Raw genomic sequence first — 21,139 nt, forward strand, 5'->3', positions numbered from 1 at the left:
TCACCCCGGCCCTTGGCGGGCTTCCATGGTGTGGGTCCGGGGTGCGTCGATCGGGTTCAGCGGCTCTTCGTGGAGATGTCTCGGGTGGCTTCGAGGAGGGGCAGCGGGTGGACACCGTCTGCCGGCGTGGCGTCGGAGGGTTCTCCCTGCGACTGGACCGACATGACGACGACCACCTGGTAGTCGCCGGGGTGCTTGTCCACGTCGGACCACGTGGTGCCGGGGCAGAGGCTGTCGATCGGCAGGGTCTTGGTGTAGGGGCGCTGGCCGACGGGGTACAGGAGGGCCGACAGGCGGGCCGGACCGGTGTGGGCGACGGGCTTCTGGCGACCGGCGATGACGCCGTGCTTGAGTAGGAGGGCTGTGGGCGGGACCTGACCGATCGGCAGGCTGAGTGCCTGAGTCCGCTCACGGGTGGTGATCTTGTAGGTGGTGCGAAGGGTGGAGCCCTGGCGCCGCAGGGATGTGACGGTCAGTTGCAGAGGCTCGTCGGGGCCGCTGACGACGACGGGGCGTTCGACGGTGCTGTCGCAGGGCAGGGAGCGGTCCTGTTGCTTCAGTGGCGGGGAGGTGGTGGTGGTCGGGGCGGGGTGGACCTGGTCACCGGTCACCGCGTCGGAATTCCCCCCGCATCCGGCGAGGGCGAGCAGCAGGACGGGGACGGCGGGCAGCGGGGCGCGACGCATGAGTTCCTCCATGAGGTGTCGAGAGCAGTGCGAGTTGAGAAGGAGAGGCAGGCCCTGAGGTCTGCCGTTCATCGGGCCAGGGGTGCACGGGCGACGATCAGTGAATCGGGGGCCTCGGTGCCGGATGGCGCGGCAGGCTGGGTGACGAGGACGACGGCCACTTCGTAGCCGTTCTTCCACGCCGAGCTCCAGGTGGTTCCCGCGCACGGTCGGCCCGGCACCGGTGCGAGTTCGGCGCGGTGCGGACGGGCGGGGGTGATAGTCACCTGGTGCGCGGTGTTCTCGGATGCCGGTCCGGATGGATCCTGACCGGCCACGACCCGGCCGTCCTTCAGGACGAGGATCTGTGGCCCGCCGGACAGGACCGATGGGGCGGTCGCGGTCACCGCATAGGTGATCTGCGGGGCTCCGTTTGGGGCCGCGCGCACGTCGGAGATGTGCACGGTCACGGCTCCCCGGCCGGTACTCGCCGGGATCCTCGCGCCGCAGGTGTAGTGAGGGAGCCCCGGAGGTGCGCCACTGGTCGCCGGAGGCTGCCTGTGTACCTTGCCCGCCGGAGTCTTGATCTCCGGTGTCGAGGCGGACGGCAGCGTGTTCAGCACCACTGCGGCGGCCACGGCCAGGCCCGCTCCGGCCACGGCGGTGTACCGGGCGGCTCTGCGCCGGCGGACCCGGGTCCGGATCCGCTCGGTGTCGATCTCGGGCAGCGGTGTGCGTTGCGCTGCGGCCAGCAACTGTTCGCGCAGGTCGTTGGGCTTCATGTCTCGAGCCTTTCCTCCGCGACGTGCTGGGTGGGTGGCCGCAACCGGGCGCCCAGTCTGGCCAGCGCGTCGCTCAGATGACGTTTGACCGTCCCCTCACCGCAGCCGAGCCGCGCCGCGATGTCCGTGGTGGACATGTCCTCGTAGTAGCGGAGCACCACGCAGGCCCGCTGCCTCGGCGACAGGCCGCGCATGGCGTCCATGAGGTCGATCCGGTGCAGGACGTCCGTGCTGTGGTCGGCGACCGGTGCCGAGGACACGAGCCGTGGAAGCGCGCGGTTCCAACGGGTTCGGCGCCGGTGCAGGTCCAGGTAGCGGTTGAGCATGGTGCGACGTACGTATGCCTCCGCCTCCCCCAGTTCCCACGCACGGCGGGGCCGGGAGAAGACCCGTACCAGTGCCTCCTGAACCAGGTCGGCGGCCTCCGCGCGATCGCCGCACAGCAGGAAGCCGTACCGGTTCAGCTCCGCGCCGCGCTCCTGCGCGAGCTCGGACAGCAGCCTCGACCATTCGGCCACATTCCCTCCGATCCCCTCACCCGGTATCACGAACAACTTCCTCGTCCGGTTGGGGCCTTGCGGCCAGGAAGTTCGACGGGTCGCCGGGGGCGGTGCGGCGCGGGATGCCGCCGTCATGTGCGATGGGCACCACAGGCTCCGGGGAAAGCTCCGTGGTGCCCATCGCGGCGGTGCCGGGTTACGGGTGTGGGTTCAGCTTTAGGCCGAGGCTGTGGAGGATGTCAGTGGCCTCCGTCCACGCGATCTCCCTCGGACCGTCGCCGGCGGAGACGATTCCGCGCGCCTGGCGGCGGCTGTGGTTGACCGTGAAGACGAGGCCACCGGAGTCGCCCTCGGTGCCGGTGTAGGACCCGAGCCCTAACTACCCGGCCTTGGCTCAGGGCCCCCTGGCTGCTCGACCCTGATCCTGGTCTGCGACGCCTGGGAGCACGCCTTCTACCTGCAGTACAAGAACCAGAAGGTCGACTTCATCCAGGCCATGTGGAAGGTCGTCAACTGACAGGACGTGGCCAAGCGGTACGCCGCCGCCGAGGAACGCGGCGACAGCCTGCTGCTTGCGCCGTGACGGCGTACGAGATGACCTACTCGTGATCATCTTCTCTGCTTTCGCCGGGTAGGCAGCACCTCGACGGGTGCCCGCGAGGACGTGACTTGCGCGAGTCCTTCCGCTTTCGAAGCGATCAGCGGTCACCGCGAGTCACCACCTCGCCCTTTTTCTACGAATCGGTTTCGATCCAGGCCGTCGCTTGGGTCCGGAGGACGGTGCGGGAATCATGGGGCCATGCACCGGCTGCTCCGCCTCCACGCCCCCGAGTGGGTCACGGCAGACGATTCGGTTCTGAACGTCGCGCTCGTGTACCCGATGCAGGGGCCTGCCGGTATCTTCGGTCCCACCTGTGAGGCGTGCGCACGGCTGGCCGCCGAGGAGGTCAACAAGGCGGGTGGCGTCCTCGGCAAGGAGCTGCGGCTTCTCGAGGTGGACGGCGGCCGGGACCCGCAGGCGGTGGCGCGGGACGTGGAGGCGCTGGTCGCGACCGGATCCGTGCACGGCGTGACCGGCTGGCACATCTCGTCCGTTCGTGAGGCGGTGGCGCCGCGTATCGCCCACCGGGTGCCGTACGTCTACACAGCCCTGTACGAGGGCGGCGAGCGCACCGAGGGCGTCTTCATGACCAGCGAGACCCCCGACTGGCAGCTGCTGCCGGCCATGCGGCTGCTCGCCGAGACGCGAGGCGTGCGCCGCTGGTTCGTCGTCGGCAACAACTACGTCTGGCCCCGGCACACGGCCCGCGCCGCCCGCCGCTACGCGCGCGCCAGCTGGGGCAGGGTCTGCGGCGAGGGGTACCTCCCGCTGGGCACCGACGACTTCCGGGCCGTGCTGCGGCGGATCGAGCACGCGGACGCGGACGGCGTGCTGATGCTGCTGGTCGGCAGCGACGCGGTCCGTTTCAACCGGGCCTTCGCCGCCTCGGGGCTCGACCAGCGGTGCCTGCGGCTGAGCACGCTGATGGACGAGAACATGCTGATGGCCAGCGGACCCGAGACAACTGGCGACCTGTTCAGTACGGCCGGGTTCTTCACGTCACTGGCCAACCAGGACACCCTGGACTTCCATGGCCAGTACGCCGCCCGGTTCGGGATCGAGGCGCCCGCCCCGGGCAGCCTGGGTGAGTCCTGCTACGAAGGCGTGCTGCTGCTGGCCGCGCTCATCGAACAGGCCCGCACACTCGACGTCTGCGCGATCGGAGCCGCTGCCGAGGCGGTCTCGTACGAAGGACCGCGCGGGCTGCTCCGTCTCCACGACCGGCATGTGCGTCAGCGCATCTACCTGGCGGAGGCGGACGGGCTCGACTTCAACGTCCTCGCCCAACTGCCCGCCCCGCACGACCTGTTGTGACCCGGCTTGCCGGCGTGCCTTCCAGCGCATCGGCCAGCCGGTTCAGCAGGACGTGCAGTTGCTCCCCGTCCTCGTCGGCGAGGAGATGTTCCAACTGTGCCCAGTCGGACCGCACTTCGCGCACCAACTGCTGCCATCTCTCCATGCCCCGTGGCGTGAGGTGGGCGAGGATGCGGCGCCGGTCGGCGGGGTCGATACGGCGGTAGACCAGGTTCTGGTCCACGAGTTGGTCGATCAGCTTGGTGAGGCTCGGTGCGGGCAGGAAGGCGTGGTCGGCGAGGGCCGTCATGTTGTGCCCCTGCCCGTCCGAGAGCAGGTCGAGGACCCGCCACGCCTCTATCGAAACGGCGAACTCGTCCAGTACTGACTGCACTCGGCGTACGGAGAGGCGCTCGGCCCGCGTCAGCAGATGGAGCAGTTCCTGGGGCCGCCTCGCCATCGCGCTCCTCCGCTCGAAGCCGTAGTTCTCCATGCCAGGTTGCCTGTTGAGCCTACCGTCGATCGCCGCGCCCCTGACAAGAGGAACCGGGAAAATAGATCCTTTCCGCAGGAAGCATTAATTGCCGCGGCTGGGATACCAGCCAACTGTCCAACTCGAGCGCGCATTTGTCATGTGGCCGGTCTTTTTTACTTCCACCAGAAACTGTTCTTCAACTACGCCGCAACGCGCCGGAAACAGTTTGCTCGCAGGCTGTGGACGCACTTCAGCGACCAGCCCGGACGGCACCCCGATTCGGCTGGGGATCCGTGCGACAAACGCCGCCGCCTCTGAAGCGCGCTCCGTCCATTCCCTCCCCAGAGCCGTTCCGCTCTCTTCGCACCGCCCTTCGGGGCATGGAGGTTTTGTATGTCCGGGCTCAGCATCAGCAGACGTGGCTTGTTGGCCGGCATTTCGGCGGCGGGCGCGTCCGCGGCCCTCAGCGCCTGCGGCGCCAAGACGGGCAGTGACACGTCATCGGACTCCGCAGCCAAGGCGGATACCTCCGGCAGCACCGTCAAGGTCGGTCTGCTCAACTCGCTGTCGGGCACGATGGCCATCAGCGAGGTCACGGTCCACAACGCGCTGCTGCTCGCCATCAAGGAGATCAACGCCGCCGGCGGTGTACTGGGCAAGAAGCTCAAGCCCGTGAGCCAGGACGGCGCCTCCGACTGGCCGACCTTCGCGGAGAAGGCGGAGGCCCTGATCAAGGACGACAAGGTCGCGGTCACCTTCGGCTGCTGGACCTCGGCCAGCCGCAAGGCCGTCAAGCCGGTCTTCGAGCGGTACAAGTCGCTGCTCTTCTACCCGGTGCAGTACGAGGGCCTGGAGCAGTCCCCGTACATCTTCTACATCGGGGCGACGACCAACCAGCAGATCGTCCCCGCCCTCGACTACCTCAAGAAACAGGGCCTGACCAAGCTCTACCTGGTCGGCAGCGACTACGTCTTCCCGCGCACCGCCAACAAGATCATCAAGGCGTACGCGAAGGCCAAGGGTATGACGGTGGTCGGCGAGGACTACGCGCCGCTCGGCTCCACGGAGTTCGGAACCATCGTCAACAAGGTCAAGGACTCCGGCGCAGATGCCGTGTTCAACACCCTCAACGGCGACAGCAACGTTGCCTTCTTCAAGGAGTACAAGTCCTCCGGATTGACCGCGAAGAGCATGCCGGTGCTGTCCGTCTCCATCGCCGAGGAGGAGGTGAAGAGCATCGGTACCCAGTACCTCGAGGGCCAGCTGACCGCGTGGAACTACTACGAGACCACGCCCGGCGCGGCCAACACCAAGTTCGTGGCGGCGTACCAGGCCGAGTACGGCAAGGACAAGCCGACCAGCGACCCGATGGAGGCCGCCTACATCTCCGTCTACCTGTGGAAGGCCATGGTCGAGAAGGCGGGTTCCTTCGACGTCGCAAAGGTCAAGGCGGCCTCCGACGGCATCACGTTCGACGCCCCCGAGGGCAAGGTAACCGTCGACGGCGCCACCCAGCACGTCTACAAGACGGCCCGGATCGGCAAGGTCGGTGCGGACGGGCTGATCACCGAAGTGTGGAACTCGGGCGGCCCGATCAAGCCTGACCCGTACTTGAAGGGCTACGACTGGGCCTCCGGCCTGTCCTGATCCCCAGCCCCCTCGTGGTGTGACCCGGCCTCCTCACCGGCCGGGTCCGCCCCGCGCCCGCACCTCCGTCCCCGACCCGGAGCCACTTCATGACGGTCATCCTCAACCAGTCCTTCACCGGCATCAGCATCGGTGCCGTGCTCCTGCTCATCGCGCTCGGCCTGACCCTGACCTTCGGGCAGATGGGCGTGATCAACATGGCGCACGGCGAGTTCATCATGGCCGGGGCCTACACGACGTATGTCCTGCAGAAGTCCATCAGCAGCGCCGGAGTCTCGCTGCTAGTGGCCCTGCCCGTGGCCTTCCTCGTCGCCGGTGCCATGGGGGCGCTCCTGGAATGGCTGCTCATCCGGCGCCTGTACACGCGGCCGCTCGACACCCTGCTGGTCACCTGGGGCGTCTCCCTGATGCTCCAGCAACTGGCCCGTGACATCTTCGGCGCCCCCAACGTGCAGACCCACGCCCCGGACATGCTCACCGGCAACATCTCCCTGGGCGGCGGCATCACCTTCGCCAACAGCCGGTTGTTCATCCTCGGCCTGGCCCTGCTCTGCGTCCTCGCCCTCACACTGATCCTGCGGCTCACCCCGCTCGGCCGACGCATCCGGGCCGTCGTGCAGAACCGCGACCTCGCCGAGGTGTGCGGCATTGCCACCGGCGGGGTCGACCGCCTGACCTTCTTCATCGGCTCGGGCCTCGCGGGTGTGGCCGGCGTCGCGCTCACGCTCGTCGGCCCGATCGGCCCGACGATGGGCACCAACTACATCGTCGACGCCTTCCTGGTCGTCGTCGTGGGCGGCATCGGGCAGCTCAAGGGCAGCGTCATCACCGCCTTCGCGCTCGGCGTGCTCCAGTCGGTGCTCGAGTACTCGACGACGGTCAGCGTCGCGAAGGTCATCGTGCTCGTGGCGATCGTCGCCTTCCTTCAATGGCGACCCCAGGGCCTGTACACACTGCGCACCCGGAGCCTGGCATGACGACCACGACCCCCACGGCGACCCCCGTGCCCCTGCTGGAACGCTTCCGCGTCCCCGCCGCCTTCGTCCTCGGCGCCGTGCTCCTCCTCGGCGTCGCCCCGCTCGCCCTGTCCGACTTCCGTCTTTCGCTCCTCGCGAAGTACCTGTGCTACGCGATCGTGGCCGTCGGCGTCAGCCTGGCCTGGGGCCGGGGCGGGCTCATGGTGCTTGGCCAGGGCGTCTTCTTCGGCCTCGGCGGCTACGCCATGGCCATGCACCTCAAGCTCACCGACGCCGCCGCAACCGGCGAGACACTCCCCGACTTCATGCAGCTCTACGGCACCGGCGACGCCCTGCCCTGGTGGTGGAAGCCGTTTGCCAACCCGGCCTTCGCGCTCGCCATGACCGTACTGCTGCCCATGGCGGTCGCCGCGGTGCTCGGCTTCTTCGTCTTCCAACGCCGGGTCAAGGGCGCCTACTTCGCGATCCTCAGCCAGGCGCTGGCCGCCGCCCTGTCGATCTGGCTGATCGGCCAGCAGGCCACCACTGGGGGCACGAACGGCCTCACCGACATCCAGGGCTTCTTCGGCTACTCGCTGGACGACCCGGTCAACCAGCGGATGGTGTACTTCGTCATCGCCGTCGTGCTGCTCCTGCTGATGGCCGCCGCCCGCCAGTTGTTCGCCAGCCGCTACGGCGAACTCCTCGTCGCCGTACGGGACTCCGAGGAGCGGGTGCGCTTCCTCGGCTACAACCCGGCCAACGTCAAGCTCGTCGCCTACGTCGTCGCGGCCGGCATGGCGGGACTGGCGGGCGCCCTCTTCGTCCCGGCCGTCGGCATTATCTCCCCGGCGCTGATCGGGATCGTGCCGTCCATCGGGTTCGTCATCGGGGCTGCGGTGGGCGGCCGGGCCTCGCTGGTGGGGGCGGTGCTCGGTGCGATCGCGGTGGCCTGGGCACAGAGCACGCTCTCGGACGCCTTCCCCGCCGCGTGGACGTACCTCCAGGGCCTGCTGTTCGTCGTGGCGGTCGGCTTCCTGCCCGGCGGTCTCGCCTCCCTCAGCATCGTCCTGCGCAAGCGCCGTACCAGTACCGGCGCTGTCACTGGTACTCGTACTCGTACGACTGGAGAGACAGCATGAGCGGCGAGGGACTGACCGTACGCGACCTGCGGGTGACGTTCGACGGCTTCACGGCCGTCGACGGCGTCGACCTGGAGATCGCCCCCGGCGACTTGCGCTTCCTCATCGGCCCGAACGGCGCCGGCAAGACCACCCTGGTCGACGCGGTCACCGGCCTGGTGAAGGCGACCGGCTCGGTCCGCTTCGGCGGCGAGGAACTCCTCGGCAAGCCCGTGCACCGCATCGCCCGCATGGGCATCGGCCGTACGTTTCAGACGGCAACCGTCTTCGAGGAACTGACCGTCCTGCAGAACCTCGACATCGCGGCCGGTGCCGGACGAGGTGTGTGGACGATGCTGCGGCGCCGCAAGGATGTACCGGAGGCGGTGACGAAGGCACTGGAGACCACCGGCCTCACCGACCTGCGCGACCGCCCCGCCGGGGTGCTGGCCCACGGGCAGAAGCAGTGGCTGGAGATCGGCATGCTGCTGGTCCAGGACGTGAAGCTGTTGCTGCTTGACGAGCCTGTTGCCGGCATGAGCCACGACGAACGCGAGGCCACCGGCGAGCTGTTGCAGCGGGTGAGCGAGGACCACACGGTCGTCGTCATCGAGCACGACATGGACTTCATGCGCTCCTTTGCCCGCAGCGTCAGCGTCCTGCACGCTGGCAAGGTCCTCAGCGAGGGCTCGGTCACCGAGGTCAAGGCCGACCCCCGGGTCCAGGAGGTCTACCTCGGGCGCGCCTCGAAGCCCGAGCCCACCCCCGCAGCTGTCACCGAGGAGGCGTGACGTGACGTCCATGCTGGAGATCAACACCGTACGGGCGGGATACGACCGCACCACCGTGCTCCACGGCGTGACCGTCGCGGTACCGAAAAACGGCGTCGCGGCCGTCCTCGGCCACAACGGCGCCGGCAAGAGCACCCTCCTGCGCGCCGCCGTGGGCCTGATCAAGCCGACCGGCGGGACGATCCTGCTGGACGGCGAGGACATCACCCGCCTCGCCCCGCACCAGCGGGTCGGCCGCGGCATGGCCTACGTCCCGCAGGGCCAGCAGTCCTTCCCGCACCTCACCACCGCCGAGAACCTCCAACTCGTCGCCGACGGCCGCTCCGATGGTAAGGAGGCGATCGCCGAGGCACTGGACCTCTTCCCCGTCCTGCGCGAGCTGTCGGCCCGCCGGGCCGGCCTGCTCTCCGGCGGCCAGCGCCAGCAACTCGCCATCGCCCGCGCCCTGGTCACCCGCCCGCGACTGCTCCTTCTTGACGAGCCGACCGAGGGCATCCAGCCGTCCATCGTCGCCGAGATCGAGGAGACCATCCTGACCCTCGCCCGGCGCGGCGGACTCTCCGTCCTCCTCGTCGAACAGCACGTCGGCTTCGCCATGCGCGCCGCCCAGCACTACTACGTCCTGGAGGCGGGCCGGATGACCTCCTCCGGCGAGGGCGGAACGGGCGCCGAGCAGACCGTACGGGCCGCGCTCAGCGTCTGAGGTTCCGTGTGTGCTGTCAGCGGACGACGCGGGTGTGGGAGACGAGCCGTTCGCCGTCGGAGACGTGCAGGGTGAAGGCGGGCGGCCGCTCGAAGTCCAGCGCGTCGTCCTCGGACCACTCCTCGGGAAGCACCAGTTCGCCCGGCATCATCAGCGTCGAGACGACACCCGGTGCAACCACCAGCGGCAGTCCCGCGAAGAGCGCCGAAGCGGCCGTGTGCGCATGCCCTACCATTGCGGCCTTCACCTGGTCGTGGCGGCGCAGAACCTGCTCCAGCCGCTCCGGGTGGTTCAGCCTGATTGCGTCGACCGACGGCAGGCCCAGCGCGATCGGCGGGCGGTGCATGCCGACGAACACCGGCCCCGCGGCGCGGGCGAGTTTCGACTCCAGCCAGTCGATCGTCTTGTCGTCAAGATGGCCGTCGTGACGGCCGGGGATGCTGGAGTCGCACAGCAGGATCGCGAGCCCGTCGACGCGCAGCGCCTGATTGACCGGCCCGGCCCTGCCGTCCCTCCCCGGGTGGTCGAGGAGCACCTTGCGGAACTCCGGCGGGGAGCCGTGATTGCCGGGGCAGACGACGGTGGGCGCGTCGTCCCGCATCGCCCCCCGGGCGATCTCGTAGTCCTCCACCAGGCCGTGATCAGTGATGTCCTCGGTGACGACGACGGCGTCGACGGGGGAGGGGAGCCCGTTGAGGTAGTCCCGTACCCGCGCGGCCCGTTCCATGCTCTGCTCGCTGCCGCGATGTGGATGTCGCTCACGTGGGCCACGAGCACGGGGAAGCTTCAGGTCGTCGGAGAAGTCGCAGTTGTCGAGGAGCGGGTTGTGGCCATGGAGAGCGTTTGGGACGACGATGCGCTCCGGCAGGTACTCACCATCGTCACGCTCAGGGGGTTCGAGGTGCGCCAGCCAGCCAGCTCGAGCTGCCGGTCGAGATTGCGGATCTCCTCGCCGTCCATGAGGCCTCTCGCTGCAGCCTCGGCGGCACCGAGTTCGCCGCCCTCTTCCAGGACTCGACACAGCAGCTGCCGGGCAGCCCGAGTGCGCCTCAACTGGTCGGCGATCTTGTTGACTGATTCCGCGGTGCCCAGACGGGCTTCCTCATGGAGCTGCCCGCCGTACATCCGCTGCAGTGTGGAGCAGTGGACGACGATCTGATCGCGGGTGTGATCGACGTACTGCTGCTTTGCGTGTTTCAGGGCCGCCAGGGCGCGGCGGAAGCGGTCCTCGTGCCGGCGCTTGACGTCCTCGAGGCATTCCCGATCGAAGGCGGGCGGTCTCGGGGGCATCGATCTGCCGGTGGTCCTTGGCACACAACAGGATGAGGTTGTCGAAGTGCCGACGCTCATTCGACAACACCGACGTTGCCCTTGCCGAAAACTCATCCGTCCTGGTGGTAGCCGGTGTGTGGGATGTCGACCGCGGTTGCTCGCGTCGGCATCCTCACGTGGCTGTCGATCACCGCGGCATGATGATCGACCGTGTTGCTACGACTTGCCTACCTGAGCGTGACGAACGGATTCGGCCTGCTGCGCCTGCTGTTGATGAGCGCCCGTGACAAGGACGCGGAGATCCTCGCCCTGCGTCATCAGATCACGGTGCTGGAACGCCAACTCGGCAAGCAGAGGACGCGGTTCACCCCGACCCACCGGGCGTTCCTGGCGGCGCTGCTGCACCGGCTGCCACGGCATGTGCTGCGCAGGACGCGGCTGCTGGTGCGCCCGGACACGGTGCTGCGATGGCACCGCGACGTTCTCGCACGCCGCCACGCGGCCCGTTCTCGACCCAAGCGCCCGGGACGACCGCGCACCGTGCACTCGATCAGAGCCCTGGTGCTGCGACTGGCACGCGAAAATCCCAGTTGGGGCTACAGGAGAGTGCACGGTGAGTTGCTCGTGCTGGGGGTGAAGGTGGCCGCCTCCACGGTCTGGGAGATCCTGAGGGAGACCGGGATCGACCCGGGCGCCCGAACGGAGTTCCAGCACCTGGGGCGACTTCCCGCGCTCCCAAGCCGATGCCCTGTTGGCCTGTGACTTCTTCGAGACCGTCACCCTGACCGGGGTGCGGCTGTACGTGTTTGCCGCCATCGAGCACGCCAACCGCCGGGTCCGCATCCTGGGCGCCACTGCTCATCCCTCCGCACCCTGGGTGGTCCAGACCGCGAAGAACCTCGTCATGGACCTGGAGGACGCGGGCTGTCGGGCAAGGTTCATGTTCCGGGACAGGGACGGGAAGTTCCCCGCCTTGTTCGACGCAGTCCTCAAGGACGCGGCCATCGAGGTGGTGCTCAGCGGCGTTTGGATGCCGTGACCGGGCTGGAAACAGTCCGCAGATGCGGTCTGGACTCGGCGATGGGATGTCGCCCTGTCGGACGTGCTGGGGGGGGGACTACCTGGCCGACATCGGCACGCCGCCGCAGACCCCACCGCCCGCTTTGCCCCCGCGTGGTCGACGCGCATGTCCGGCAGGTGGGCGGTGATTGACCGCGGCGGGGGTGGCTGCTGCAATGGCGGCATGTTCTCCGCGACGTTCCTGGTTATCAGGGCTCACATCGACTTCGGTCGGGTGTGGTCCGCCGCGTGTCGCTGACCGCGCCCCCGATTCGCCAGGTCCGTCCGTACCGTACCGGAGTGCATCATGCCCGACCCCACCCCCAGTGTGTCCGTCCGCGTTGACCCGCGTGGGCCGCGCTTCGCCGCCGTCCTCACGACTCTCCTCCTCCTTGTGGTCCTGGCCACCGGCAGCGTCGTGCTGCTCGCGGCGCAGGCCTTTGTCTTCGCCCTCGGCGCAATTCTGGGACTGCGCTGGTCCCCGTACGGCTGGCTCTACCGTCGGCTGGTGCGTCCCCGTCTCGGACCGCCGCAGGACCTCGAGGACGAGCGGCCGCCACGGTTCGCGCAGGCGGTCGGCCTGGGCTTTGCGGTCGTCGGGGCGGCGGGTTACCTGTCCGGTGCCATCTGGCTCGGCATCGCCGCGAGCGCTGCGGCACTCGCGGCGGCCTTTCTGAACGCCGCCTTCGGCTACTGCCTGGGCTGCGAGCTCTACCTGCTCGCGGTCCGCAGCCGGGCCCGGCTCAGCCACGGGTGAGGTGGCCGTGAGCGATCCGACCGGGTTGATCGTGGCCGTCGTCGTGCTGGCGGTCGCGACCGTCTTCGGGCTGGTCCATGCCCGTCGCGACGGCAGGCTGCGCGACGGTGGCCGGGGCGACGCGCTGCGGTTGTCCTTCGGTGAGCTGGGGGCGGCGCTGGGCGAGCGGGCGACGCTGGTGCAGTTCTCGACGGCCCTCTGCGCGACCTGCCCCAGCACCCGGCGCCTGCTGGCCGACGTAGCCGCCGGGACGCCTGGCGTGCGCCATGTGGAGATCGACGCCGAGGCGCGGCTCGACCTGGTCCGTCGCGTCGAGGTGATGCGCACGCCGACCGTGCTCGTCCTCGACCGCGCCGGTCGCGTCGTGCGCCGCGCTTCCGGGGCCCCGAGCCGGGCCGACGTGGTGTCGGCGGTGGAGCTGGCCACGGCGGACTGAGGGAGCATCGCGTTTTCCGGGGTTCCACAGCTGTGGTGGTCGGCGTCTTACCAGGCCAGGGTGTGCGGCTGGTCGACCGGGGCCCAGACACCGTTGCGCGGCTTGAGGGCCACTGACGTCCGTCCTGAGCGCCGCTCTCCGATCAGCGCTGCATCCTGTCAGCTCAGATCCCCACGCCGACCAACGGCATGTCCGCCTGGCGAGGCGGCTCGGACCCCGCTGTTCTGGTCCCACGTCCGCCCGTACGGGGAGGTGAGCCTCGACATAGACGCCCGTTCTGAACCTGGCTGCGGCCATTGTGCCGGGCCCCCGAACACCAGCGGACACCGACGACCAGCAGCCAGCCGGGCATCCATGAACTTATTCGAAAGTGGCGGTCAAGCCTGGAGCGGCTTCTACGATGGGCCGGTGGCCGAGACACTGCCCCCTGCGGGCATTGACCTCCTCGACGTTGAACGGCTCCTGCTGACCGAAGCCGCGGAGCCGCCACTGCCGCCCCAGGACGCCCAGGCCCGAGACCGGGTGTGGGACATGGCGGTCCGGGCCAACCCCACCCTCTTCGATGGGCCTGTGGTGGCGTGTGGGGGACTGGAGTGGACGGGCCTGCGCATCCTGCGTCTGTCCTGGGTGCGTGTGACCTACCGGCACTACGCCTTGCGTCGTGTTCCCGGCGCCACCGCACTGCCCTCGTTGTTCGTGAACGTCGTCCAGCCGACCGACGACGCCGTGTGCTGGCAGGGAGGATGTCGCCTTCTACGGCCGCACCGGGCCGCTGGCAGTTGCCAGGGGGGTCTGTGGAGCCTCCCCAGGACGGGGCGGGGCTGGACGAGTCTGCACTGGCCGGCCAGGCTGCGCGAGAGCTCGCCGAGGCAGCGGTCCCGTAACGCCCCCAGGTTCTAGCCGCCGGCTAGTCGTTTTCGACCAGGTACTTGACGGAGTCCACCACGAATTCGCCGTACTGGAGAGCCGATCCGATGGCCTCCAGCCTCGTGTACTGCTCGGAGGACAGCGAGACATCCGAGGCGCAACTGATCGCTCTCAGCAGCACCCGGAAGGCCAGGTCCGGAGTGCACCGGCGCGCGCAGTCGACGAGCGCCGCCCGCACGTCAGGAGCCAGGAACCGGGTTGCCTCGATCTCGGCCACGACCGCTTCGAGGCAGGCCATGCCGTCCTCGGTGTCCGCGCCGGTGAGCGGCCATACGTCCGGCGCCGTGGACAGCCGGGCGTCGCACAGGTCGACGACGGACCGGGTCCACTGCGCCCCACTCCCGAGCCGCTCCCAATTCGCCATGTACTCCGTTCCGGCCTCCCACAGCACCTCGAGCGTCCCCGAGGGGAGGTTGTCGAGGAGCGTCTGGGCGTCACGGCGTACTGCCAGGGCCGCCTCGTCGCTCCACCCCGCGAGGTGGTTCGCGACGATTTCAGCGGCCGTGTCCCCGTAGTGGGTCCCGTCCTGATGGAAGAAGTCCATAACCCAGGACACACCGAAGTCGAACTCCGTGAAACGTGGCACTGTGCCTCACCTCCCTTACTCTGGAAAACACGTCTGCACGTAGTAGCCCGACTTGTGCCCCTTGGCTCGGACAAGTTTGATGCGGTACGCGTTGCCCGCACCCTTCACCGTGCCGTCCGGATAGTAGGCCTTGCCGAGGGAGTTCCGCGCTCCGAAGGTGCCTCTGAATGACAGTTCCGAATCGGATAAAGCCACTTGCGAATCCTGTTCGCGTTGTTGGCCAGCGCGTAGTCCACGACCTGTTGGACGGTCTGTTCGTCGATGAACAGGCTGTTCGGGACGACATACCCGAGCTTCTCCGTCTTCGCTTCGGCAAGTTCCTTCGCGCGCTGAGGAGTGACGTTGCCGGCTCCGTGCTCGTCGAGCGTGTGAGCCTGCCCGGGGAACTTCTGCGCGTCGGCCGCGAGGTCGTTGCAGTTGTGGACCAGTACGGCCATTCCGGCGGGTGTTGGGGAGCAGATGGTCGAATTAGAGCAGCAGTTCGCCCAAGCGGAGCCATCTCCGCGGTCGCGGGCAGCAGTAGAGGTCGGGAAGTTCGGCGATCTTGCAGATGGGACCATCCCCGCGGGCGCGGGGAGCAGGGGCGCACGCGCCTCGCGCAGACGTCGGCCTTGGGACCATCCCCGCGCCTGCAGGGGGCACCTCGGCGGCTTGACGCGCCGCTCCTTGAAGAGGGGACCATCCAATCGGGTCAACTGGGACCTCCCCGCGCCCGCGGGGATGGTCCCCAGGAACACAGCTGCTCAATGAGCGCCCGTACCTGCTCCCCGCACCCGCGGGGATGGTCCCCGCGACACCGCGACCGGGCGGGTGTTCGGGCCCTGCTCCCCGTGCCCCACCGCGGCCTGACCAACCTCGCTGCATCCATGGCGACGTCCCCACTGCCCTTGCCGCCATCTCCACCCTCGGCTGGAAGGGCCGCCACCACCGGGTCCTGGGCGACATCCGCTGGCCCCACGGCGACATCGACCGTGTCGTCGCCGCCTTCGAAGCCGCACGGACATAAGCAGAACAGCACGACGCCCCTGGCGAGCGGGCCATCGCCCAGACCCACATCGCCCTGGTCACCCGCCTTCAGCAACCTGGTGCGTGCCGACGATGAACTCGTCCTCGCCCACCAGCTCTTGACCCAACTCGACCAACGGGCCACATCCTCCTCGCCCACGTCGCTGCCCTCGCGCGCGACGCCGGCACCGACCACGACATCACCGGCCGCGCCACCCTGCTGCGGACCGAAATCACCGTCGCCGGGCTTCCCTGGCTCACCCCGCTCCTGGACCCCGCCCTCGCTTTCCATTACGCCGTACGCGGCGCACACAAGACCTGGCAACCACCATCGACCGCCTGCGAGAGGCCACCGCGAGCGGCGACTTCGCCTCGACAGTGAATCCACCGTCCGCACTCGCTGGCGCGCTCTGGTCACCACCCGCCAGCACCTCCTCGGAAACTGACCGGCCCGGGCCACGGTCACCGACCACGGCGCCGAACGTTTTGTAATCCGGCTGAGTGGACACCCAGAACGACGTACTTCGGATGGAATTCCTGTAGGGAGACTGTCTATTCCTGCGGAAGGGTTACTTCGAGTTCTGCTTTCAGGGCATGCTGATGCCTTCGGGCCCTGTCAAGCGTCCACACATAAGTCGCATATCCGAAGCTGCCCAAAGCTATGTATGGCGCAAATTGCGGGATCTGAGGGGAGAGTAGCGCAGAGGCAGCAACCGCGGCGGCCGCTCCCAGCTTGCGGGCCGGTCCTTCAAAGTGGGCAAGCTTCAGCCGAAGAAGCGTCTCCGTGTACCTTGAGCCTTGAGCCGCCTCCATTCGCAAAGCCCTGGCGTAAGCCTTGAAAAGGGTCTCTACCTCACGCCTCAACGATTCATTCAGTGGGTCACCGCGCCACTCATTTAGGGCCGCGAAATACTCCGCTCCGGCGGTTTGCTTGCGTACCCTGATGAGTCTTCTTGGGTCCATACCTAGGAGGACGCGAGGAGGGGGAATCCTTGCTGTAACCGTCGTCTCGGTTATCCCCGTTGGATTATCGACACCAGACACCTCAAGGGAGGTTAGCATGACTTGACTAAGCTCTGGGTGAAAGTTAGGAAAATTCGGCATTACCCCAAAGGCGCGAGCCTGATTGTATGAGTAGCACTCGTTCATCCAATAGCAGAGGACCTTCAGTGCGAGGAGGCGTTCGGGATCCCTCACCTCGTTGAAGAGCTGGCCTATGTCATCGACCGGTGCCCCTCGGAGTCCAACTGACTCTCCCAGTGCCGCCATATACGAACCCCGTCGAAATCCTGAATCATCTCTCGCCCTAGCGTTGTCGAAAGATTCATGCCTCCAATGGTGGGTATCATTCCATAACTTTATGATTTGCCGAGTTTCGGCAGGGGGTACATCGCCCTCTGGCTGAAGAAAAGATGCGAGCCTTTGCTCATACATCGCGCCAACACTCTCTGTCGGCCAAGGGGTCGACGCAAAGTCTTGCGACTCCTTCCCAGAGCGTGCAGATATGTCGAGTTGTCGCGCAATCTGTTTGCAGACTTCGGGAGCCAGCAGGCCGCGTATTCCGGTGTCGCGAACGGTCTCGTACGCGGTCTTGAAGTCGTTGCAATCCGTGTCACGGAATGCGGATACCGCAACTCCTTCGGCAATGCTTGCCCCAATCAAGCTTTCCCTGTTCTCGTCTACGGCACATTTTATGTGGTCTGCGAGCCCGCTGGATATGAAGAAAAATATATCCGGAATTAGCACTGCCGTCTCGAATAGGAGATTGGAGAGAAGGCTGCGCTCAAGAACCGACTTGCGCTGGGGCGGATCAATGAAGGACTCCGCCTGCCTGTCTAGAGCGGACAGGTAGACTGTTCCGCGTGGAAGCGTTCGGCGGTCCGTGTCGGACGTGTCTCGTCGCATTGATGATCCGGACTTTCTGGGGAGTGCGAAGTGTGGGGTGCCTGTCCTGCTCCCATGGCCTTGAGCCCAGATCCTTAAACTTGACTTTTGCCTCGATACGCAAGAATCAGTAAAACTTCTGCACGTTTGAATCGTATCTGGTGACTCCGCACCCCGCACCCCTCGCTGGCTGGCGTCGGCGGCGTAGGCGCCCCTGCGGCCCGCTGGACCGATGCTTACGGCTGGCCGCGACGAGCTCATCCCAACTCAGATCGTTGGGCTGCCCGTTCGCTCCGACCAGGTGTCGTCCCACTCTTCGTAGGGGCGCCCCTCCTTGGCCTTGCGGCGAGCCTGGCCGAATATCCAAGGCCCGACTTGCCCCGTCAGTCGGGGCGGTTCAACTCCCCCCAGATCGCCGACATGCGGGGTGGGGCGTCGGGTTCTGCCTGCTCTGGAGTGAGTCGGGCCGGAGGCGCTCACGGCGAGTCGGAAAAAAATCTTGGTCCAAGGTGACAGGATCCTTGCCCCTGCTCCGTCTCCTCTTCAAGCCCAGGGTTTCCCACCCCGGGCCCATCGGACTCGGTGCCCTGGCCTGCGCTGGAAGCTGGGGACCGGCGGTGAGAACGCCGGCGCCCGTGGTCAAGGACGGCGTCGTGTACGCGTGTAGGAAGGACCGCTGCGTGTACGCGCTGGACGCGGAGAAGGGGACCGGCACGGCCCGTACGAGGTGAGACGGGCCGCTCGACCCTCGTTGGGGCGGGTGCGACGGCCGTGGGTAGGGTGGCGGCATGTACACGCGGGGGCGCAGACTCAGATTCACAGCGGTGTCGGCGATGGTCGTGCTGGCGCTGACCGGGTTCTCGTCGGGCCGTGGTCACGGGAGCCGCAGCCATCACAGCGATGGCGGGGGCGGTTGCAGCAGCTCCAGCCAGGACCATGACAGTTCGTCGACGTCGGGCAGCGGTGGCTCGCACGGCTATTCGTCCAGCGGCTCGTCCGGCAGTGACGCGTATGAGCCTGGGACGAGTACCGGTGGCAGCGGCGGCGGCACGTACCGTTCGCGGCCCACCCACCGTTCCACCCCCACGGCGTCCTCCTCCAGCGATACCGCCCGGCCCATGAGGGACGGCACCGCTGTGCTCATACACTGCGCGAGCACGGACGACCCGTACGCGACCGTCGAGGTCAGCAACCCGAACGGACGCGAGGGCCTCTTCACCGTGAAGATCAACTTCAAGAACGACCACGGCTTCACCATCATCGACACTGGCGATCAGGTGTCGGTGCCCGCGAAGGACAAAGCAACCGTCCGGGTGCCCGTTGCCAGCACGGGGCGCGTGGACGAGATCGATCACTGCGAGGTCAATCCACGGGCCACTGCCGACCGGTGACGGCAGGGCTGCGGTCAGGGCTTGTTGCGGCGGCTCGTTCCCGGATGCGGCGGGAGCTGCGGCGGCCGATGCTGGAGGCATGAGGGGCACAGCCACGTGGTCGGGCACGTTCGCCTTCGGAATGGTCGCGATTCCCGTCCAGCTGTGCGCCGCCGCCGAAGAGCGCACCGGTAGCACACGTTCGCTCGTGAGCAGTCCCCGAAGCGGAACCGCGGCAGGAGAACGAGCTCGGGTGCTTACGCCGTAAGCACCCCTCGAGCATGCTGGCCCCGCCCGGCGACTACCGCTCGCCGCCCACGATGATGCTGGTGTGTCTCGTAGGCTGGGTGTTCTCGGGGCGTGCTGCGGAGGTGGGTCATGCCCCGGACGATCTGGAGCGGTGCGATCAGCTTCGGTCTGGTGACCGTTCCCATCCATGTGGTGTCCGTGACCGAGGACCACAGTGTGCGCTTCCGCCAGTACCACGTTGAGGACATGGGGCGGGTGCGGGTGCGGAAGGTGTGCGAGCTGGAGGATCAGCCGGGCGTCCCCCGGCCGCCGCCGGTAGCCTCTTTCGGCAGCGGCCGGACCCATGCGAGCACAGAGTGCCGCATAACGCAAAAATTAGTCCTGATAAATAAGGTCCGAAATTCAGGGAAACGTGCTTAAGCGCCTGCTGTTGATGTGCACGGTGATCTGGACGCCGCTTGTGGCGCTTCCCAGGGCGCCGGCGGCGACGGCAGCGGGGCCGTTGCCGGTCAGGGCGAGGACGAGCACCGTGGCGAGGGTCGCCAGGGTGGTCACGGCGGGCAGCCACGGGTAGAGACGGGCTGCGGAGGACTCCGTACCCGAGCGGGTACGGTCCCGGAACCGCGGACGCTCTCAGCGCATTCCCTCACCCCGGTGCCGCGTCACGCCGTACAACCAGCCACACTCCCTGGTGGTCTCTTACGTGCCCGGACCAAGATCCGGCTCACCGTTCCTGGAGAAACATGCGTATTCGTACCGCCGCGGCCGCCACCGCCGGAACCCTGGCGCTGCTCGCCTTCGTGACGCCCGCCGCCCGCGCGGATTCGAGCAAGGGCGACGCCGTCTTCAGTGCGATCACCTTCAGCAGGACGACTGTCAATGTCGGCGTCAGCACGGCGCACACGCTGAGCGTCACCGCGACCGCCAAGGACGACTCCGGGATCAAGATCATGGCCGGTGACAAGCTGGTCAGCTCCGACGGCCGGATCCTCTACGCGAACTCGACGTCCTCGTCCTGCTCCCGGCCGACGTCGACGACCATGAAGTGCACGTTCACGTACACTCTGGACCCCGACCGCACCGACTACTACGACCTGAAGAACAGCTCGGCCGGCACCTGGTACTTCGACTCGGAGGTCGCGGCCTACGACGGCGATTATTACGACCTCGACCCCGGCACCCCCGTCAAGGTGAAGCGGTACGCCAAGCTCACGAACACCCAGGCGTCGCCCGAGCCGGTCGCCAAGGGCGGCACGCTCACCGTGAGCGGGACGCTTACCCGGGCCGACTGGGACACCAACCTCTACGCGGGCTACGGCGGAAAGTCCGTGGCCCTGCAGTTCAAGAAGTCCGGCTCCTCGACGTACTCCACGGTCAAGAACGTGACCACCGACAGCAGTGGCAAGCTGAAGACGACGGTCACCGCGAACTACGCGGGCACTTGGCGCTGGAAGTTTGCCGGTTCGAGCACGACGAGCGGCGCGACCGCGTACGGCGACGGCGTCGCCCTCAGCTAGTAGGACTCCGTTAGGTCTGTCTTGATCTTGGTGTGGTTCTGCTGGGCAGGGGTCGGCGGCAGGTGGTGCAGATGCCGGTCCAGCAGTTCAGGAGGTCCTGGAGGGCGTCGAGGATGTGGTAGAGGGGGAGTCCGGCGTGTCGGCTTTTGGGGCCAGCCGCTGCTCGGTGAGGAAGGCATGGGCGGCGGTGACCAGGGTGGCGTGGTGGTGCCAGCCGTTCCAGGAACGGCCTTCGAAATGGTCCAGGCCCAGGCCGTGCTTGAGTTCGCGGTAATCGTGCTCGATGCGCCAGCGGATCTTTGCCAGCCGCACCAGGTCGGCGACCGGGGTGTCGGCGGGCAGGTCGGACAGCCAGAACCGGGTCGGTTCGTCCTCGCCGTCGGGCCATTCGGCCAGCAGCCGTACCTCGGGCAGGACGCGGTCCCACCGGCCGTGCTCGGCCACCGCGGCTGCCTGGGCCAGCCGACGCGAGCGCACCCCGGCAGGCCGGACCCGCATCGCGAGGAAGCGTGAGGTCATCGGGCCGCGGGAGCCTTCCCGCCA

The 21,139-nt window shown here is 67.6% G+C and carries 22 protein-coding genes and 4 pseudogenes; 15 read left to right on the forward strand and 11 right to left on the reverse strand.

All coding sequences use genetic code 11. From position 1 onward, the window contains the following. Nucleotides 1-56: 56 nt before the first annotated feature. The 3 genes from Q8A52_RS27455 to Q8A52_RS27465 all read right to left on the reverse strand — a co-directional run bounded on the left by Q8A52_RS27455 (nucleotide 57) and on the right by Q8A52_RS27465 (nucleotide 1,965). Complete coding sequence (locus Q8A52_RS27455; RefSeq protein WP_316756200.1) at nucleotides 57-686, reverse strand: hypothetical protein; 630 nt, start codon at nucleotides 684-686, stop codon at nucleotides 57-59. A gap of 68 nt (nucleotides 687-754) precedes the next feature. After that, nucleotides 755-1,447, reverse strand: coding sequence for a hypothetical protein (locus Q8A52_RS27460; RefSeq protein ID WP_316756201.1), 693 nt, complete (start codon nucleotides 1,445-1,447; stop codon nucleotides 755-757). Beyond that, nucleotides 1,444-1,965 (reverse strand): SigE family RNA polymerase sigma factor, encoded by a 522-nt coding sequence (locus Q8A52_RS27465; protein ID WP_316756203.1) that lies wholly within the window; start codon nucleotides 1,963-1,965, stop codon nucleotides 1,444-1,446. The genes Q8A52_RS27460 and Q8A52_RS27465 overlap by 4 nt, the downstream gene beginning before the upstream one ends. A gap of 394 nt (nucleotides 1,966-2,359) precedes the next feature. Between Q8A52_RS27465 and Q8A52_RS27470 the strand changes: the two are divergent. Together Q8A52_RS27470 and Q8A52_RS27475 are read left to right on the forward strand one after the other, a co-directional pair. Beyond that, nucleotides 2,360-2,530, forward strand: a pseudogene (locus tag Q8A52_RS27470) (Fe-Mn family superoxide dismutase); the annotation flags it as partial. 216 nt (nucleotides 2,531-2,746) lie between these two features. Beyond that, on the forward strand, nucleotides 2,747-3,862 hold the full coding sequence (locus Q8A52_RS27475; RefSeq protein WP_316756205.1) for a substrate-binding domain-containing protein: 1,116 nt from the start codon (nucleotides 2,747-2,749) through the stop codon (nucleotides 3,860-3,862). Here the strand turns inward: Q8A52_RS27475 and Q8A52_RS27480 are convergent. Continuing rightward, nucleotides 3,819-4,301 (reverse strand): MarR family winged helix-turn-helix transcriptional regulator, encoded by a 483-nt coding sequence (locus Q8A52_RS27480; RefSeq protein WP_316756260.1) that lies wholly within the window; start codon nucleotides 4,299-4,301, stop codon nucleotides 3,819-3,821. The two genes, Q8A52_RS27475 and Q8A52_RS27480, sit on opposite strands and share 44 nt — an antisense overlap. Before the next feature lie 408 nt (nucleotides 4,302-4,709). Between Q8A52_RS27480 and urtA the strand changes: the two genes are divergently transcribed. The 5 genes from urtA to urtE all read left to right on the forward strand — a co-directional run bounded on the left by urtA (nucleotide 4,710) and on the right by urtE (nucleotide 9,534). Then, on the forward strand, nucleotides 4,710-5,963 hold the full coding sequence (gene urtA / locus Q8A52_RS27485) for an urea ABC transporter substrate-binding protein (protein WP_316756207.1): 1,254 nt from the start codon (nucleotides 4,710-4,712) through the stop codon (nucleotides 5,961-5,963). Between the two features lie 89 nt (nucleotides 5,964-6,052). After that, nucleotides 6,053-6,940: an urea ABC transporter permease subunit UrtB gene (urtB, locus tag Q8A52_RS27490; RefSeq protein WP_316756209.1), complete on the forward strand. Its 888-nt coding sequence runs from the start codon at nucleotides 6,053-6,055 to the stop codon at nucleotides 6,938-6,940. Further along, nucleotides 6,937-8,061 (forward strand): urea ABC transporter permease subunit UrtC, encoded by a 1,125-nt coding sequence (gene urtC, locus Q8A52_RS27495; protein ID WP_316756211.1) that lies wholly within the window; start codon nucleotides 6,937-6,939, stop codon nucleotides 8,059-8,061. The genes urtB and urtC overlap by 4 nt, the downstream gene beginning before the upstream one ends. Continuing rightward, nucleotides 8,058-8,831, forward strand: a complete 774-nt coding sequence (urtD, locus tag Q8A52_RS27500; protein WP_316756213.1) for an urea ABC transporter ATP-binding protein UrtD — start codon at nucleotides 8,058-8,060, stop codon at nucleotides 8,829-8,831. Before urtC ends, urtD begins: the two co-directional genes overlap by 4 nt. 10 nt (nucleotides 8,832-8,841) lie before the next feature. Further along, entirely contained in the window at nucleotides 8,842-9,534 is a 693-nt protein-coding gene (gene urtE / locus Q8A52_RS27505; RefSeq protein WP_316756262.1) for an urea ABC transporter ATP-binding subunit UrtE, read from the forward strand. 16 nt (nucleotides 9,535-9,550) lie between these two features. On the opposite strand, the gene Q8A52_RS27510 is transcribed toward urtE, so the two are convergent. Both Q8A52_RS27510 and Q8A52_RS27515 read right to left on the reverse strand, forming a co-directional pair. Beyond that, entirely contained in the window at nucleotides 9,551-10,261 is a 711-nt protein-coding gene (locus Q8A52_RS27510; protein WP_316756215.1) for a metallophosphoesterase, read from the reverse strand. Nucleotides 10,262-10,320: 59 nt separating this feature from the next. Further along, nucleotides 10,321-10,884, reverse strand: coding sequence for a hypothetical protein (locus Q8A52_RS27515; RefSeq protein ID WP_316756217.1), 564 nt, complete (start codon nucleotides 10,882-10,884; stop codon nucleotides 10,321-10,323). 132 nt (nucleotides 10,885-11,016) lie between these two features. Between Q8A52_RS27515 and Q8A52_RS27520 the strand changes: the two are divergent. The 4 genes and pseudogenes from Q8A52_RS27520 to Q8A52_RS27535 all read left to right on the forward strand — a co-directional run. Beyond that, nucleotides 11,017-11,842: pseudogene (locus Q8A52_RS27520) on the forward strand (helix-turn-helix domain-containing protein); the annotation flags it as partial. Nucleotides 11,843-12,172: 330 nt separating this feature from the next. After that, nucleotides 12,173-12,622 (forward strand): DUF4395 domain-containing protein, encoded by a 450-nt coding sequence (locus Q8A52_RS27525; protein WP_316756219.1) that lies wholly within the window; start codon nucleotides 12,173-12,175, stop codon nucleotides 12,620-12,622. Between the two features lie 7 nt (nucleotides 12,623-12,629). Further along, complete coding sequence (locus Q8A52_RS27530; RefSeq protein ID WP_316756220.1) at nucleotides 12,630-13,058, forward strand: thioredoxin family protein; 429 nt, start codon at nucleotides 12,630-12,632, stop codon at nucleotides 13,056-13,058. A gap of 408 nt (nucleotides 13,059-13,466) precedes the next feature. After that, nucleotides 13,467-13,958 carry a hypothetical protein gene (locus Q8A52_RS27535; protein ID WP_316756222.1) on the forward strand — a complete coding sequence of 164 codons (492 nt, stop codon included), beginning with the start codon at nucleotides 13,467-13,469 and terminating at the stop codon, nucleotides 13,956-13,958. Between the two features lie 7 nt (nucleotides 13,959-13,965). Here the strand turns inward: Q8A52_RS27535 and Q8A52_RS27540 are convergent, their stop codons facing one another. From Q8A52_RS27540 to Q8A52_RS27550, 3 genes are all read right to left on the reverse strand, one after another. Beyond that, complete coding sequence (locus Q8A52_RS27540; RefSeq protein WP_316756224.1) at nucleotides 13,966-14,571, reverse strand: hypothetical protein; 606 nt, start codon at nucleotides 14,569-14,571, stop codon at nucleotides 13,966-13,968. 104 nt (nucleotides 14,572-14,675) lie between these two features. Beyond that, nucleotides 14,676-15,008, reverse strand: coding sequence for a hypothetical protein (locus Q8A52_RS27545; RefSeq protein WP_316756226.1), 333 nt, complete (start codon nucleotides 15,006-15,008; stop codon nucleotides 14,676-14,678). A gap of 1,120 nt (nucleotides 15,009-16,128) precedes the next feature. Continuing rightward, entirely contained in the window at nucleotides 16,129-17,481 is a 1,353-nt protein-coding gene (locus Q8A52_RS27550; protein ID WP_316756227.1) for a hypothetical protein, read from the reverse strand. A 571-nt stretch (nucleotides 17,482-18,052) separates the two neighbouring features. Between Q8A52_RS27550 and Q8A52_RS27555 the strand changes: the two are divergent. The 3 genes and pseudogenes from Q8A52_RS27555 to Q8A52_RS27565 all read left to right on the forward strand — a co-directional run. Then, nucleotides 18,053-18,191: pseudogene (locus Q8A52_RS27555) on the forward strand (PQQ-binding-like beta-propeller repeat protein); the annotation flags it as partial. A 102-nt stretch (nucleotides 18,192-18,293) separates the two neighbouring features. Beyond that, nucleotides 18,294-18,851 (forward strand): hypothetical protein, encoded by a 558-nt coding sequence (locus Q8A52_RS27560; protein ID WP_316756265.1) that lies wholly within the window; start codon nucleotides 18,294-18,296, stop codon nucleotides 18,849-18,851. A gap of 357 nt (nucleotides 18,852-19,208) precedes the next feature. Continuing rightward, nucleotides 19,209-19,370 (forward strand): annotated as a pseudogene (locus Q8A52_RS27565) (Ku protein); the annotation flags it as partial. Between the two features lie 111 nt (nucleotides 19,371-19,481). On the opposite strand, the gene Q8A52_RS27570 reads toward Q8A52_RS27565, so the two are convergent. Further along, complete coding sequence (locus Q8A52_RS27570) at nucleotides 19,482-19,634, reverse strand: hypothetical protein (protein WP_316756229.1); 153 nt, start codon at nucleotides 19,632-19,634, stop codon at nucleotides 19,482-19,484. Between the two features lie 188 nt (nucleotides 19,635-19,822). Here Q8A52_RS27570 and Q8A52_RS27575 point away from each other — a divergent pair, with 188 nt between their 5' ends. After that, complete coding sequence (locus tag Q8A52_RS27575) at nucleotides 19,823-20,596, forward strand: calcium-binding protein (RefSeq protein WP_316756231.1); 774 nt, start codon at nucleotides 19,823-19,825, stop codon at nucleotides 20,594-20,596. 87 nt (nucleotides 20,597-20,683) lie between these two features. Here the strand turns inward: Q8A52_RS27575 and Q8A52_RS27580 are convergent. Further along, nucleotides 20,684-21,139 (reverse strand): transposase (locus Q8A52_RS27580; protein ID WP_316756233.1); only part of this gene is annotated, 456 nt, incomplete at its 5' end.

This window comes from Streptomyces herbicida, from assembly GCF_032656585.1.
GTDB lineage: Bacteria > Actinomycetota > Actinomycetes > Streptomycetales > Streptomycetaceae > Streptomyces > Streptomyces herbicida.

Bases quoted from the DNA above. Each gene is read 5' to 3' on its own strand.
- Q8A52_RS27545 (WP_316756226.1), bottom strand. From the start codon at position 15,008: ATGGCCGTACTGGTCCACAACTGCAACGACCTCGCGGCCGACGCGCAG.
- Q8A52_RS27560 (WP_316756265.1), top strand. From the start codon at position 18,294: ATGGTCGTGCTGGCGCTGACCGGGTTCTCGTCGGGCCGTGGTCACGGG.
- Q8A52_RS27480 (WP_316756260.1), bottom strand. From the start codon at position 4,301: ATGGCGAGGCGGCCCCAGGAACTGCTCCATCTGCTGACGCGGGCCGAG.
- Q8A52_RS27460 (WP_316756201.1), bottom strand. From the start codon at position 1,447: ATGAAGCCCAACGACCTGCGCGAACAGTTGCTGGCCGCAGCGCAACGC.
- Q8A52_RS27575 (WP_316756231.1), top strand. From the start codon at position 19,823: ATGCGTATTCGTACCGCCGCGGCCGCCACCGCCGGAACCCTGGCGCTG.
- Q8A52_RS27510 (WP_316756215.1), bottom strand. From the start codon at position 10,261: ATGGAACGGGCCGCGCGGGTACGGGACTACCTCAACGGGCTCCCCTCC.
- urtD (WP_316756213.1), top strand. From the start codon at position 8,058: ATGAGCGGCGAGGGACTGACCGTACGCGACCTGCGGGTGACGTTCGAC.
- urtA (WP_316756207.1), top strand. From the start codon at position 4,710: ATGTCCGGGCTCAGCATCAGCAGACGTGGCTTGTTGGCCGGCATTTCG.
- Q8A52_RS27475 (WP_316756205.1), top strand. From the start codon at position 2,747: ATGCACCGGCTGCTCCGCCTCCACGCCCCCGAGTGGGTCACGGCAGAC.
- urtB (WP_316756209.1), top strand. From the start codon at position 6,053: ATGACGGTCATCCTCAACCAGTCCTTCACCGGCATCAGCATCGGTGCC.
- urtC (WP_316756211.1), top strand. From the start codon at position 6,937: ATGACGACCACGACCCCCACGGCGACCCCCGTGCCCCTGCTGGAACGC.
- Q8A52_RS27455 (WP_316756200.1), bottom strand. From the start codon at position 686: ATGCGTCGCGCCCCGCTGCCCGCCGTCCCCGTCCTGCTGCTCGCCCTC.
- Q8A52_RS27515 (WP_316756217.1), bottom strand. From the start codon at position 10,884: ATGAGCGTCGGCACTTCGACAACCTCATCCTGTTGTGTGCCAAGGACC.
- urtE (WP_316756262.1), top strand. From the start codon at position 8,842: ATGCTGGAGATCAACACCGTACGGGCGGGATACGACCGCACCACCGTG.
- Q8A52_RS27550 (WP_316756227.1), bottom strand. From the start codon at position 17,481: ATGCGACGAGACACGTCCGACACGGACCGCCGAACGCTTCCACGCGGA.
- Q8A52_RS27525 (WP_316756219.1), top strand. From the start codon at position 12,173: ATGCCCGACCCCACCCCCAGTGTGTCCGTCCGCGTTGACCCGCGTGGG.